11 protein-coding genes are annotated in these 13,911 nt (G+C 71.0%); 4 read left to right on the forward strand and 7 right to left on the reverse strand.

The window, feature by feature from the left end; all coding sequences use genetic code 11:
- The first annotated feature begins 3 nt into the window (after window positions 1–3).
- From treS to pgm, 4 genes are read left to right on the forward strand one after another with little or no spacing between them, the layout of a single operon-like run.
- Window positions 4–1,716, forward strand: coding sequence for a maltose alpha-D-glucosyltransferase (gene treS, locus AC3EU2_RS02125; RefSeq protein WP_488178099.1), 1,713 nt, complete (start codon window positions 4–6; stop codon window positions 1,714–1,716).
- Window positions 1,709–3,196 carry a maltokinase N-terminal cap-like domain-containing protein gene (locus tag AC3EU2_RS02130; RefSeq protein ID WP_488178100.1) on the forward strand — a complete coding sequence of 496 codons (1,488 nt, stop codon included), beginning with the start codon at window positions 1,709–1,711 and terminating at the stop codon, window positions 3,194–3,196. Before treS ends, AC3EU2_RS02130 begins: the two co-directional genes overlap by 8 nt.
- Entirely contained in the window at window positions 3,193–5,433 is a 2,241-nt protein-coding gene (gene glgB / locus AC3EU2_RS02135; RefSeq protein WP_488178101.1) for a 1,4-alpha-glucan branching protein GlgB, read from the forward strand. Before AC3EU2_RS02130 ends, glgB begins: the two co-directional genes overlap by 4 nt.
- Complete coding sequence (pgm, locus tag AC3EU2_RS02140; RefSeq protein WP_488178102.1) at window positions 5,430–7,094, forward strand: phosphoglucomutase (alpha-D-glucose-1,6-bisphosphate-dependent); 1,665 nt, start codon at window positions 5,430–5,432, stop codon at window positions 7,092–7,094. Before glgB ends, pgm begins: the two co-directional genes overlap by 4 nt.
- Window positions 7,095–7,337: 243 nt before the next feature.
- Here pgm and AC3EU2_RS02145 read toward each other — a convergent pair whose 3' ends face one another.
- The 7 genes from AC3EU2_RS02145 to AC3EU2_RS02175 all read right to left on the reverse strand — a co-directional run bounded on the left by AC3EU2_RS02145 (window position 7,338) and on the right by AC3EU2_RS02175 (window position 13,906).
- Window positions 7,338–8,603, reverse strand: a complete 1,266-nt coding sequence (locus AC3EU2_RS02145; protein WP_488178103.1) for an ATP-grasp domain-containing protein — start codon at window positions 8,601–8,603, stop codon at window positions 7,338–7,340.
- Window positions 8,604–8,642: 39 nt separating this feature from the next.
- The gene (locus tag AC3EU2_RS02150) at window positions 8,643–9,389 is read right to left on the reverse strand and encodes an esterase family protein (protein ID WP_488178104.1); all 747 of its coding nucleotides are present in this window, start codon (window positions 9,387–9,389) and stop codon (window positions 8,643–8,645) included.
- A gap of 5 nt (window positions 9,390–9,394) precedes the next feature.
- Window positions 9,395–10,450 carry an alpha/beta hydrolase gene (locus AC3EU2_RS02155; RefSeq protein ID WP_488178105.1) on the reverse strand — a complete coding sequence of 352 codons (1,056 nt, stop codon included), beginning with the start codon at window positions 10,448–10,450 and terminating at the stop codon, window positions 9,395–9,397.
- 1 nt (window position 10,451) lies between these two features.
- Window positions 10,452–11,453, reverse strand: coding sequence for a tetratricopeptide repeat protein (locus AC3EU2_RS02160; protein ID WP_488178106.1), 1,002 nt, complete (start codon window positions 11,451–11,453; stop codon window positions 10,452–10,454).
- 90 nt (window positions 11,454–11,543) lie between these two features.
- Complete coding sequence (locus tag AC3EU2_RS02165) at window positions 11,544–12,539, reverse strand: hypothetical protein (protein ID WP_488178107.1); 996 nt, start codon at window positions 12,537–12,539, stop codon at window positions 11,544–11,546.
- On the reverse strand, window positions 12,536–13,219 hold the full coding sequence (locus AC3EU2_RS02170; RefSeq protein WP_488178108.1) for a hypothetical protein: 684 nt from the start codon (window positions 13,217–13,219) through the stop codon (window positions 12,536–12,538). The genes AC3EU2_RS02165 and AC3EU2_RS02170 overlap by 4 nt, the downstream gene beginning before the upstream one ends.
- Window positions 13,220–13,369: 150 nt before the next feature.
- The gene (locus AC3EU2_RS02175) at window positions 13,370–13,906 is read right to left on the reverse strand and encodes a MarR family winged helix-turn-helix transcriptional regulator (protein WP_488178109.1); all 537 of its coding nucleotides are present in this window, start codon (window positions 13,904–13,906) and stop codon (window positions 13,370–13,372) included.
- Window positions 13,907–13,911: the final 5 nt, after the last annotated feature.

A 13,911-nucleotide genomic window follows, 5' to 3' on the forward strand; every position in this document is an offset into this window, starting at 1 on the left:
ACCGTGACGGCGACCCAAGGACTCGGACTGCACCAGCCGGGGCTCAAGCACGACCCCGAGTGGTTCAAGACCGCGGTCTTCTACGAGGTGCTCGTGCGGGCCTTCGGTGACTCCAACGGCTCCGGCGCCGGCGACTTCCAAGGCGTCATCAACCGCCTGGACTACCTCCAGTGGCTCGGTGTCGACTGCCTGTGGCTCCCCCCGTTCTACGCCAGCCCGCTGCGTGACGGCGGCTACGACATCGCCGACTACACCCAGGTGCTGCCGGAGTTCGGGACGCTGCCGGAGTTCCAGCAGCTCGTCACCGAGGCGCACGCACGCGGCATCCGGATCATCACCGACTTCGTCATGAACCACACGAGCGACCAGCACGCGTGGTTCCAGGCCTCGCGCAGCGACCCCGAGGGTCCCTTCGGGGACTTCTACGTCTGGTCCGACACCGACGACAAGTACACCGACGCGCGCATCATCTTCATCGACACCGAGACGTCCAACTGGACCTTCGACCCGATCCGGCGCCAGTTCTTCTGGCACCGCTTCTTCGGGCACCAGCCGGACCTCAACTTCGAGAACCCCGCCGTCCACGAGGCGATGTTCGAGGTCGTCCGCTTCTGGATGGACATGGGCATCGACGGGTTCCGCCTCGACGCGGTCCCCTACCTCTACGAGGAGGAGGGCCACAACGGCGAGAACCACCCCAAGACGCACGAGTTCCTCGCCCGGCTGCGCAAGATGGTCGACGAGGAGTACCCCGGCCGGATCCTCCTCGCCGAGGCGAACCAGCCCCCTAACGACGTCGTCGACTACTTCGGCACCGAGGAGGCGCCGGAGTGCCAGATGGCGTTCCACTTCCCCGTCATGCCGATGCTCTACTACTCCCTGCGCGAGCAGACGGCCCAGCCGATCATCGACGTCCTCGCCGCGACCCCGGACATCCCCAAGGGCACCCAGTGGGGCACGTTCCTGCGCAACCACGACGAGCTCACCCTCGAGATGGTGACCCCGGAGCAGCGCGCCGTGATGTACGGCTGGTACGCCCCCGACCCGCGCATGCGCGCCAACGTCGGCATCCGGCGCCGGCTCGCTCCCCTGCTCGACAACTCCCGCCCCGAGATCGAGCTCATCCACGCGCTCGTGCTCTCGCTGCCGGGCTCGCCGTGCCTCTACTACGGCGACGAGATCGGCATGGGCGACAACATCTGGCTCAACGACCGTGACGCAGTGCGCACGCCGATGCAGTGGACCCCCGACCGCAACGCAGGCTTCTCCGCGGCCGACCCGGGCAAGCTCTACCTGCCGGTGATCTCCTCGCTCGTCTACAACTACAACGGCGTCAACGTCGAGGCGCAGATGGCGACCGGCCACTCGCTGCTGCACTGGCTGCGCGGCATGCTCAACGTCCGGCGGCTGCACCCGGCGTTCGGGCTCGGTGACCTCACCATCGCGTCGACGGACAACGAGTCGATCCTCGCCTACACGCGCGCCTGGGGCGGCGACCGGGACCACCCCGGCGAGACCCTCCTCTGCGTCAACAACCTCTCCGACAAGCCCCAGGCCGGCACCATCGAGCTGCCACCGGAGCTGGGCCAGCGCGAGCTGTTCGACCTCTTCGGCGGCGCGGGCTTCCCGTGGGTCGCCGAGGACGGGCGGGTCACCTTCACGATGGGCAGCCGCGACTTCTTCTGGCTCCGGGTCGGTGCGGAGACCCGTGGCTGAGCTGCACAAGGGCGCCACGATCACGCCGACGAAGCCCGAGCTCGTCCAGGCGTGGATGGCTTCACAGCGCTGGTATGCCGCCAAGGGCACCTCGCCCTCGGTGCGTCGCCTCGCGTCGTGGAGACTCGGTGACCCCGCCGGCGAGGTGGGCGTCGAGACGCTCATCGTCGCCGACGACTCCGGGCCCGCACCGGTCGTCTACCAGGTGCCGCTCACCTACCGCGGCGCCGCGGTGCCCGAGCTCGAGCACGCCCTCGTCGGCGTCATGGAGCATTCTGTGCTCGGCCGCCGCTGGGTCTACGACGCACCCCACGACCCCGTGTATGCCGCGCAGCTGCTCGAGCTCGTCCAGGGCCGGGTGCGCGCCGAGTCCACCGCCGCGAGCGATGCCTTCGACGACACCGTCGTCGCGCAGCCGGGACGCGCATGGACCCGGGCCGTGACGGTCCGCTCGAGCATGGTCCTCTCCGGCGAGCAGTCCAACACCTCGGTCATCCTCGACTGCGTCGACGCCACCGGCGAGCCGGTCCCGGTCATCGTCAAGGTGTTCCGGATGCTGTCGGCCGGCGAGAACCCCGACGTCGTCCTCCAGTCCGCGCTCGTCGAGGCCGGCTCGCGCCGGGTCCCCGCCGTCGTCGGGTCGGTCGCCGGGCAGTGGCCCGAGCCGGACGGTGACGGTGAGGCGGGCACGGAGGGCGAGCGCACGGCATACGGGCACTTCGCCTTCGCGCAGGAGTTCCTGCCCGGCGTCGAGGACGCCTGGCGCGTCGCGCTGGCCGCGCTGCGCTCGGGCGAGGACTTCAGCGGTCCGGCCCGCGCGCTCGGCGAGGCGACGGCGGAGGTCCACTCGATGCTCGCGACCGCTCTCGGGACCACGCCGGTCGGCGCCGACACTGCCCGCGAGATCCTCGACGGCATGCGTGAGCGCTACGCCTCGGCCGGGTCCGAGGTGGCGGCGCTGCACGACCACGACGACGCGGTCTCGGCCATCTTCGACGCCGCCGAGCACGTGGGCTGGCCTGCGCTGCAACGGATCCACGGCGACTACCACCTCGGGCAGGTGCTCCACACGCCCGATGGCGGGTGGGTCCTGCTCGACTTCGAGGGCGAGCCGCTGCGGCCGCTGTCCGAGCGCACCCAGCCCGACCAGTGGATCCGCGACATCGCGGGGATGCTGCGCAGCTTCGACTACGCCGGAGGCGCGGTCGAGCACGCGAGCGACGCGCCGGACGTGTCCGCACGGGCCTGGGTGACCAGCGCCCAGTCCGCCTTCCTCGACGGCTACGCCGCCACCGCCGGTGAGGACCCGCGCAGCCGACCTGCGCTCCTCGCCGCCTTCGAGCTCGACAAGGCGATGTACGAGGTCGTCTACGAAGTCCGCAACCGACCGTCGTGGGTCGACATCCCGCTGGCCGCCATCGAGCGCCTGGCATCGGGGTTCGAGACCACCACGACCGCACCACAGGAGGACGCAGAGTGAGCCCCACACCCGCGCACGAAGTCAGCGGCGCGATCAGCGCCCTCATCCAGGGCCGCCACCAGCAGCCCCACGACCTCCTCGGCCAGCACCTCGAGGACGACGGACTGAGGGTGCGCGTCCTGCGACCCATGGCCTCCTCGGTGCGCGCGCGCTTCGAGGACGGTGAGGAGCTCACCCTCGAGCACGAGGCCGAGGGCGTCTGGACCGCCGTGCGCGCCGGTGCCACCGCGACGATGGACTACCGCCTGCTCGTCGCCTGGGGCGACGGCATCGAGCACCTGCAGGACGACCCGTACCGGTTCGCCCCGACGCTCGGTCAGATGGACCTCCACCTCGTCAACGAGGGCCGGCACGAGGAGCTCTGGAAGGTCCTTGGCGCCCGGGTGCACGAGTACACCGGTCCGATGGGGACCGTGCGCGGCACCTCGTTCGCGGTCTGGGCGCCCCGCGCCAAGGCGGTACGCGTCGTCGGTGACTTCAACGGCTGGGACGGCCGGGTCCACCCGATGCGGCTCATCGGGTCCAGCGGCGTGTGGGAGCTGTTCGTGCCGGGCCTCGGGGCCGGCTCCGTCTACAAGTACGAGATCCGCGGCGCCGACGACGTCGTGCGCACCAAGGCCGACCCGATGGCCCGCCGCACCGAGCTCCCGCCCCGCACCGGCTCCGTCGTCGACGAGGCCGAGCACACATGGGCCGACACCGCGTGGATGGACACCCGCAACGCGAGCAACCCGCACAGCGGCCCGATGAGCGTCTACGAGGTCCACCTCGGCTCGTGGCGGCAGGGGCTGACCTACCGCGAGATGGCCGAGCACCTCGTCAACTACGTCGTCGACCTCGGTTTCACCCACGTCGAGCTCATGCCCGTCATGGAGCACCCGTACGGCCCGTCGTGGGGCTACCAGGTGACCGGCTACTACGCGCCGACGTCGCGCTTCGGCACCCCGGACGACTTCAAGTACCTCGTCGACCGGCTGCACCAGTCCGGGGTCGGGGTCATCCTCGACTGGGTGCCCGGCCACTTCCCGCGCGACGAGTGGGCGCTGGCCCGCTTCGACGGGCTGCCGCTCTACGAGCACCCGGACCCGCGGCGCGGCGACCAGCCCGACTGGGGCACCCACATCTTCGACTTCGGCCGGCTCGAGGTGCGCAACTTCCTCGTCGCCAACGCGCTCTACTGGCTCGAGGAGTTCCACATCGACGGCCTGCGTGTCGACGCGGTCGCCTCGATGCTCTACCTCGACTACTCGCGCAAGGACGGCGAGTGGCTTCCCAACGTCCACGGCGGACGCGAGAACCTCGAGGCCATCGGGCTGCTCCAGGAGACCAACGCCACGGCCTACAAGCGGGTCCCCGGCATCGTCACCATCGCCGAGGAGTCCACCTCCTGGCCCGGCGTCACCAAGGCGACGAGCGAGGGCGGCCTCGGCTTCGGGCTGAAGTGGAACATGGGCTGGATGAACGACTCGTTGCGCTACCTCGGTGAGCGGCCCATCGACCGCCAGTACCACCACCACCTGCTGACCTTCGCCCTGATGTACGCGTTCAGCGAGAACTACGTCCTGCCGATCAGCCACGACGAGGTCGTCCACGGCAAGGGCTCTCTCGTCAACAAGGCCCCGGGCAACCGGACCGACCAGCTCGCCACGGTCCGCGCGTTCCTCGCCTACATGTGGGCCCACCCCGGCAAGCAGCTGCTCTTCATGGGCACCGAGTTCGCCCAGCCGAGCGAGTGGGCCGACGGGAAGTCCCTGGACTGGTGGCTGCTCGACCAGCCGGCGCACTACCGGGTCCACAACCTCGTCAAGGAGCTCAACCGGGTCTACCGCGCCCACCCGGCACTGTGGACCCTCGACTCCGAGCCGGCCGGGTTCGAGTGGCTCGACGCCGACGACAACGGCGGCAACACCTACTCGTTCGTCCGCTTCGAGGACCCCGCCCGCGAGTCGGGCGACGTCGTCGCGTGCGTCGTGAACTTCGGCGGCGACTCCAAGGAGTGGCTGCGGGTCGGTGTCCCCTTCGGCGGGCAGTGGCGGGTCATCCTCGACACGAGTGGGTACGACCAGCACAGCACGCCGAGCCAGGCCGACCTGGTCTTCGACGCCGTCGAGGAGGGCTGGAACAACCAGCCGTTCCACGTCACCGTCCGGCTCGCCGGCCTGACCGCCGTCTACCTGGCGCCCGCGCAGGACCGTGCGCTCGATGCGGGCGTGAGCGACGAGGAGGCCGTGTCATGACCCACGAACGCGCAGGACAGCTCGCCCAGCCCTCCGACCTCGTCGACGTGGCGCACCTCGTCACGGCGTACTACACCGGCAAGCCGGACCCGGATGACGTCGACCAGCAGGTCGCCTTCGGCACGTCCGGTCACCGGGGCTCGTCGCTGCGGACGGCGTTCAACGAGGACCACATCCTCGCGACGACCCAGGCGATCGTCGACTACCGGCGTTCGCAGGGCTTCGACGGGCCGCTCTTCATCGGGCGCGACACCCACGGCCTGTCCGAGCCGGCGTGGGCCTCGGCCCTCGAGGTGCTCGTCGCCAACGACGTCACCGTGCTCGTGGACTCCGCGGACCGCTTCACGCCGACACCTGCGGTGTCGCACGCGATCCTCGTCGCCAACCGCGGCAAGGTCACCGGCGTCGACGGTATGCCGGCCGGTGCCGGTCTCGCCGACGGCATCGTCGTCACCCCGTCGCACAACCCCCCCAGCGACGGCGGCTTCAAGTACAACCCGCCCCACGGTGGCCCGGCGGACTCCGACGCGACGAAGACGATCGCCGCGCGGGCCAACGAGCTCATCCGCGGTGGCCTCACCGACGTCAAGCGGATCCCGTTCGCCCGGGCGCGGGCCGGCGTGCAGACGTACGACTTCATGGGCACCTACGTCGACGACCTCCCCTCCGTGGTGGACCTCGCCGCGATCAAGGACGCCGGCATCCGGATCGGCGCCGACCCGCTGGGCGGCGCGGCCGTCGACTACTGGGGCGCGATCGCGGAGCGGCACGGCCTCGACCTCACCGTCGTCAACCCGCTCGTCGACGCCACGTGGCGCTTCATGACGCTCGACTGGGACGGCAAGATCCGGATGGACTGCTCCTCCCCCTCGGCGATGGCCTCGCTCATCGGCCGCAAGGACGAGTACGACATCGCGACGGGCAACGACGCCGACTCCGACCGGCACGGCATCGTCACCCCCGACGCCGGCCTGATGAACCCCAACCACTACCTCGCCGTGGCCATCCAGTACCTCTACGGCGGCGCGCGCCCTCAGTGGCGCGACGACGGCTTCGTCGGCAAGACCCTCGTGTCGAGCTCGATGATCGACCGCGTCGCCGCCGACCTCGGCCGCCGCCTCGTCGAGGTCCCGGTGGGCTTCAAGTGGTTCGTACCCGGCCTGCTCGACGGGTCCGGACCGTTCGGTGGCGAGGAGTCCGCGGGTGCGTCATTCCTGCGCATGGACGGCTCGGTGTGGACGACGGACAAGGACGGCATCATCCTCGCGCTGCTCGCCTCCGAGATCCTCGCGACGACCGGCAAGAGCCCCAGCCAGCACTACGGCGAGCTGACCGCGAAGCACGGCACACCGGCATACGCGCGGATCGACGCCCCCGCCGACCGGGAGCAGAAGGCCCGGCTCGGCGCACTCACGCCCGACGCCGTCACGGCCGAGAGCCTTGCGGGAGAACCGATCACGGCCAAGCTCACCGAGGCGCCCGGGAACGGCGCCGCGATCGGCGGGCTCAAGGTCGTCACCGAGTCCGCGTGGTTCGCCGCGCGCCCGAGCGGCACCGAGGACGTCTACAAGATCTACGCCGAGTCGTTCCGGGGTGCCGAGCACCTCGCGCAGGTCCAGGCCGAGGCCAAGGACGTCGTCAGCGCCGCCCTCGGCGCCTGACCCCGGCTCGCGAGCCACACCTCCCCTCCCGAGCCGCATCGACGAGGCCTGGGAGGCGGCCTCCGGCTCGCGAGCCGAGCCCTGTGGAACGGACGACGCGCCCTCATGGCGGAGAAGCGGCGCGAGGAACGGCTGCGCGACGCGGGGTTCCGGGTCGTACGGGTCGCGTGGGGCGACCTGGCCCGGCCGCCCTGGTCGCGAGGGTGCGGGGCCTGCTCGTCGCGGCATGACACCGGCGGCGCGTCAGGCGTGCGCGCCCGACGACAACCGGTGCTGCTCGTCGCTGAGCCACATGCCCAGGAGCCCGCCGAAGTGGCCCTCGAACTTCTCCCACTCGTGCGGCGGGTACGTCTGGTGGATCGTCGTCTGCAGCATCGTGCGAAACTCGTCGGACCCGATCCACTCGTGCACCATCTCGTCGACGTGCGGCAGCGACGTGGCGCAGAACTCCGCGTAGCGGTCGGCGTCGAAATAGTCGTCCGACAGGCCCTGGTACGCCTCGAGCTTGCCCTGGTAGTCGAGCTCGGGGTCGTCGGCGACGTCGAACCACGGCCCGGTGTCGACCTGGGTGCGGGCCTTGCGGCCCGTGACGGCGCAGAAGACCGACCATCGGAGCAGGGCCTTCATGGCGAACGGGAAGTAGTAGTGCAGCGACGTGACCGCGACGTCGGGACAGGCGTTCGCGTAGTCGATCGGGTAGACGACCCCGTCCTTGACGAGCATCTCGCAGGAGTTGAACTCCCACCGGAAGAAGGCGTTGACGGTCTGGGCGATGGTGATCGTCTCGCGCCCGGTCTCCTCGGCGAGGAAGCCGTGGTCGACGGCATACCGGTTGTGCATCGGCTGGTCGGGCTGGAACTTCATCACCATCGTCTCGGGCCCGATCGTCAGGGCGCGGGCGAAGACCTCGAAGCCGTCGACCGCCTTCTGCAGGTGCATGAGCATCTCACCGGACTCGTCGTAGGCCCGGTGCAGCGCCTCACGGTCCTTGATCATCGAGACACCGCGCCACGCACCGCCGTCGAACGGCTTCATGAACATCGGGTACCCGACCCGGTCGGCGATGGCGTCGAGGTCGAAGCCGCGGTTGTAGCGACTCGACGTGTAGGCCCAGCGGGCGTTGTCGACGGGGTTCTTGTAGGGCACGAGTACGGTGTCGGGGACGTGCATCCCGAGGCGCATGAGCGCGCAGTAGGCGGAGTGCTTCTCCATGGACTGGAACGTGAACGGACTGTTGAGCAGGTACACGTCGTCCATGAGCGAGGCCTTCTTGAGCCACTCGCGCGGGTGGTAGTACCAGTGCGCGAGCCGGTCGATGACGAGGTCCTGGCGCGGGCGGTCGCGCAGGTTGAACGGCTCGATCGACATCCGCTCGGTGCTCACCCGGTGGTCCAGCCCGTCGAGGGTGCGGATCACCCCGAGCCGGCGGGCCATCGCCTCGAACGCCGTCGGCCAGTCGTCCTCCGCCCCGAGGAGGAGGCCGATGAGGTGGTCGGTCTGCGCTGCCATGAAGATCCCTTCGTCGGGTGCTGCGAACGGTCGGACGGGTCAGACGAAACGTGGGAGGTGGTGCGCGAGCTGACGCTGCCACCACGGCCAGTCGTGCGCGCTGTCCGGGCCCCAGATGTCGAGCTCGTGGCGAATCCCCTTCTGCTCCAGCAGGTGCGCGAACGCACGGGTGGACGGCAGCGACTGCGTCGGCGAGACCTCGAACGGCCCCTCCCCCACGACGAGCAGGACCGACAACCGCGACCGCAGCCAGTCGAGGTGCTCGCCGTGCAGACCCGGCACGTATGCCGCCGGGTTGGCGAAGTAGGTCGCGTCACCGACGTCGCCCCACGAGTTCCACGTGGTGGGGTCGTAGTTGCCGGAGAACCCCATGGCCAGGGTGGCGACGTCGGCGCGCTGGAAGGCGAACTGCACCGCGTGGTAGGCCCCGAGGGAGACCCCGAAGGTGATCATGTCGAGGGAGCCGCCGCTCTGCTCGGCGATCCACGGCACGACCGCCTGGTCGAGCCAGGCCTGGTAGGTCCCGTGACGCGCCGCCCGCTCGTCGGTCGGGATCGTGGTGTCGGACCAGGTGAACCCGTCCATCGCGTCGACCGCGAAGACGCTGACCCGGCCGGCGTCGACGAGGTCGCGCACCGCGTCGAGCATGCCCTGGCCCTCGAAGTCGGCGGCGCTGCCTCCCTCGCTCGGGAACGCGAGCAGCGGCCGACCGTAGTGGCCGTGCCGCACCACGGTGAGCTCGGCGTCGTGGCCCGGCACGGGAAGTCTGACCTCGGCGTGCGGCATGCGCCCTATCCTTGCGCGTCCACCCACAGGTCGCGCAACACCTGGGTGAGATGGGGGTCCAGCGCGTCACGCCACGCGGTGTAGCTGTGCAGGTCGCGGACCTCGGCGTGGGTGACGTCGTGACCGGCGCGCCGCAGGGCAGCAGCCATGTCCCGGTTGTTGGCGGCGTTCTCCTCGAGCGACCCGCAGGTGAGGCCGATGCGCAGCGGGCGCGTCGCCTCCCTGGTGTCGATGATCTCCTGGACGCGGCGCGAGATCCGCCCGAAGTACTTGTAGGAGCTCTCCTGGCCGTCGTGCCTCGCCTGGAAGAAGGACCCCGACTGCGAGAACACCCCGCCGATCTCGTCGGCGTCGAGCATGCCCACGAGCAGCGCGGTCAGCCCGCCGAGACTGGCGCCCATGACGACCACCGGCCCGGAGATGGGCGCGTGCTCGTGGAGACGCCAGAGGCCCTGTTGCGCAATGGTCCTGAGGTACTTGGGCGAGCCGGAGTACCACGCGTCGCGCAGGACCGGATGGGCGAGCGCCACCCGGTGGGGAGGCAGCTCGCCCGAGGCGATCTTGGCCGCGGAGAACTGGGTGATCGAGGCCAGCTGGTCGTACTCGGGGCCGTCGTGGACCAGCAGCAGCGGCAGGGCCTGCCCCTCGGTCCCGTCCGGTTCCCACACGGTCACCGGCACCTCGTCCTTGGTCTCGCCCTCCAGGACCATCGGGGTGAACCCGCCCGGGACGGCAGGTGCCGAAAGCCAGGACGGGACGGCATACCCCGGCATCTCCATCACGGAACGCGAGCCGAACGCGGTCTCGACGGTCACGGGGTTGTCGGGGTCGAGGATGGTCTCGGTGACGACGGCTTCGGCGTCCGAGGTGCGCGTGACGGTGAAGCGGTACTCGATGCGCTGGAGGTCGGGTCGCGGGAGCGCGAGCTCCCACGACCCGTCGACGAGGGTGAGCTCGCGCTCGCCGGGGATGACGGGGTCGCAGTCGAGGTGCACGGAGACGACGTCGCCCGCCCCGGTGAACCGGAAGCGGACGTGGTCGTCGAGCAGCTTGGGCGGCACCTCAGAAGAGGGCGTTCATCAGTGCGGTGCGCCCCTTGCGCACACGCTCGTCGTGGTTGCCGACGACGCTGAACAGCTCGAGCAGGTGGGTGCGGGCCCGGTCACGCTCCTCACCCTCGGTCGCCCGGACCAGGTCGGTGAGACGTGTGAACGCGTCGGCGACGTGGCCACCGAGCACGTCGAGGTCCGCGACCGCGATCTGGGCGTCGACGTCCTCGGGCGCGGCCGCGGCCGCGGCCCGGACCGCCTGCGGGTCGACGCCGGTCGTGCGCTGCATCAACCTGACCTGAGCCAGTCCCAGCTCCGCGTCGTGGTCCCTGGGGTCGGCGGCGAGCGCCTTCTCGTATGCCGTCACGGCCGCGTCGAAGTCGCCGCGCTCGATCGCGTCGTAGGCCTCCTCGTGCAGGGGCGGGAGGGCCGGCATCGCGTCCTCACCCTCCGCGGCCGCGCCCGCGGCAGCGGCGGGCCCGAGCTCGACGCGACCGGTGACGCCGTTCTGGACGGCGGCCTGGACGAGCTGGTCGAGAACGGCCCTGATCTCCTCGTCCGGCGGCAGCCCCGGGAAGAGCGGCACGGGCTGGCCCTGGAGGAGGCCGAACGTCACCGGGACGGTGAGCTGCCCGAACGCCTGGACGATGACCGGCTGGAACGCCTGGAGGATCCCCGGGGAGGTCTGGACGTCGGCGGAGACGACGAAGACCCGGCCCTCGAGCCCGGCCGCGACGCCGGCGACCCGCTCGGCGAGCCCGATGGTCTGCTCGTGCGCCGAGGACCAGATGACGAGGACGGCCGGCACCTGCAGGGTGCGGTTCATCACCTCGGCGAACGTCGCGTCGGTGACCTCGACGAGCAGGCCCTGGGGCAGGGCCGACGCGTCGGCGACCCCGGCAGCGGCGGCGTGCGCCGGTGCGGGGGCGCTCGCTGCGGGGGCTGGCCTCGCGCCGAGTGCGGACAGGTCGATGGCGCCGCGGATGCCCGCGGGAGGTGTGGGGGTGGAGCTCATGACGTGATTCTCTCAAACGCGGACCCGGCCGCGCGCCGGAGGGGCGGGCGGCCGGGTCGAGAACAGGGTGGGCCGGACGGCGAGCGAGCTCTACGTCGCCGTGGCGGAGACGATCTGCTCGTCGGCACCGACGGTCGTGGCGGCCCCCGTGGCGGGAACGACCATGACGACGTTCTCGAGGCTGTTGATGACAAGGTTCTTCGTGGCTGTGGCCTTGCCCACGAGCTTGCTGTAGTTCGCCGGGATGACGAGGTTCTTGGCGGTCGGACCGACCACGATGGCGTCACGTCGAGTCAGCTGCCCGAAGGTCACCGTCCCGCCATCCGCCAGGCGGAAGGCAATCGTGTGCTGGGGAACCGGGGTGTGGGTCTGACTGAACGAGGCCAGCGCGCCCAGCACCTTGACCTGACCCGTCGTCGAGGCGCGCAACGCGGTGGCGTAGGCGTCCGTCGTCGTGACGGCCTTGGAGGCCACCGGCTTCGGGTAGTTGAGGCCGCCGGCGTACGCCGCGAGCGCCTCGGTCGGGGACAGCGGCGCCCCGGCCTTGTCTGCGGGCTTGACGAGCGGCGCGCCGGTGGCGAGGTCGGCCATCGCGGGGACGCTCGTGCCCGGGAGCATCGGGACGGACGCGTGGACCTTGAACGGGTCGGCGGCAGCCGTGGACACGAGCACGTGCAGCGTCTGCGTCCGGCTTGCCTGGTCGAGTGTGCCGACGAGGATCGCTCGCGGCCAGGCCGAGCCCTGCGACACGGCGACGACCTGCGGGTCGCTGGCCTTCTGGAGGGGATCCGAGGCGCTGAGAGTGCCGAGCTTGCTCGCCGCCTGGGCCTGCGAGAGCGCGGAGCCGGCGAGCACGGCGGCCTGGGCCTTGGCGGCCTCGGCTCCCGCGGCGCCGCGCGCTGCGGTGGCGGCGTCGAGCACGCGGGCGGCGACCTTCTCGGCGCCGTCGACGTTGAGGGGGGCGGTGTCGGTCCGCTCGGCGGGGGCGTCCCGCAGGCCGACGAGGCTGTCACCCACGCCGCAGCCGGTGAGGCTCACGGCGGCCGTCAGCGCGACGAGGGACGTGGTGAAGGTGCGGCGGTTCATGCGTTCTCCTGCTCGGGGGTCGCCGGGCGCGGGACCGGGTGGGGTTCCGCCTCGACCTCTACGGCGTCGACCCCGTCAAGGCGACGGGCGCCACGCGAGCTCCACAGCAGGCTGAGGCCGCTCAGCAGCAGGAACAGGCCGACGAGGGCGGCGATGACGGACTGGACGAACCAGGACTTGCGCTCCCAGGTGAGCTCGATCGTCTCGATCTGCCCCACGGTCGCCTGGGCGATGACCGACTCGGGGGCGTTGGACTGCTCGATGGTCATCGAGACGGCGCCGGTGCCGGTCTCGGTGTTGCGCCACACGTCGGTGCCGGAGAGGGCCGGGGCGGCGCCGGTCCCGGTCGTCCTGCTCAGCAGCTCCCACGGCCGGGTGTCGACACCGGTGACTGTCGTGTGGGCGGTCGCGCCGAGGACGGCCTCGGCGTCAGACGGGGTGGTGGCGGCGAGCCAGACGGCCCCGCCACGGCGCGGGGTGGCCGTCACCGTGACGGCGCCGTCGACCCGGTTGAGGACGGTCTGAGGGACGAGCACCGGGGCGGTGCCCGAGGGAGAGGAGGAGAAGGTCGCGGTTCCGCTGCCACCGAGGTGGACGGCGTACCAGAGGCCGATGACGGTGACGACCAGGCCCAGGAGGGCGAGGAGGGCACCGACGGCCCGCTTGGCGAGCGTGGGCATGCAAGGGTCCTTTGTTGGCTCAGGGGGCGTGACGAAAGGTCTCATTTCGGTCACGGACTGCTTCCACCATGACAAAGGAGGGCGGCCGAGCCAAATCGCGAACCGTCGCGTCCCGGTCGACCGAGCGTGGCAGCCGGACCTGTGCGCGGGTCAGCGCCCGTCGGCTGCGCAGCCCTCGACGAAGTCGCCGGCGGCCACCCGCACGTCCCTGAGCAGGGAGAACAACCGCCCCTGGTCCTCGCTCGACAGCATCCCCAGACCGAACTGCGCGGCCTCGAGGTCGGCCGTCGTGGCCTCCATCGCCTCCCGGCCGGTGTCGGTGATCACAGCGAGGGATCCGCGGCGGTCGTCGGGGTTGGCGACCCGGTCGACGAACCCCTGGGCCGCGAGCCGCTGGACGATGTGGGTGGCGCTCGTCGGGTGCACCATGAGGCGCTCCCCGATGCGCCCCATCGAGAGCCGGCCCTCACGACTGAAGGCGAGCAGCACGAGGGCCTCGTAGCGGGCGAAGGTCAGCCCGTGGCGCCCGGCGATGGCGTCGAACTCGCCGAGGAGCAGCTGCTGGACCCGCATGATCGACGTCGCGGTGCCCATCGCCCGGGACTGGCTCGACTCCCCCCACCGCGCCCGCCACAGCTCACCCGCGCGGGCGATGGGGTCGAAGGGCAGCCTGACGTCCTTGGGCACAGACA

This window comes from Knoellia sp. B-D-2 (assembly GCF_057714695.1).

Coding starts and splice junctions, on each gene's coding strand:
- pgm (WP_488178102.1), top strand. CDS start 5,430: ATGACCCACGAACGCGCAGGACAGCTCGCCCAGCCCTCCGACCTCGTC.
- AC3EU2_RS02145 (WP_488178103.1), bottom strand. CDS start 8,603: ATGGCAGCGCAGACCGACCACCTCATCGGCCTCCTCCTCGGGGCGGAG.
- AC3EU2_RS02150 (WP_488178104.1), bottom strand. CDS start 9,389: ATGCCGCACGCCGAGGTCAGACTTCCCGTGCCGGGCCACGACGCCGAG.
- AC3EU2_RS02160 (WP_488178106.1), bottom strand. CDS start 11,453: ATGAGCTCCACCCCCACACCTCCCGCGGGCATCCGCGGCGCCATCGAC.
- AC3EU2_RS02165 (WP_488178107.1), bottom strand. CDS start 12,539: ATGAACCGCCGCACCTTCACCACGTCCCTCGTCGCGCTGACGGCCGCC.
- AC3EU2_RS02170 (WP_488178108.1), bottom strand. CDS start 13,219: ATGCCCACGCTCGCCAAGCGGGCCGTCGGTGCCCTCCTCGCCCTCCTG.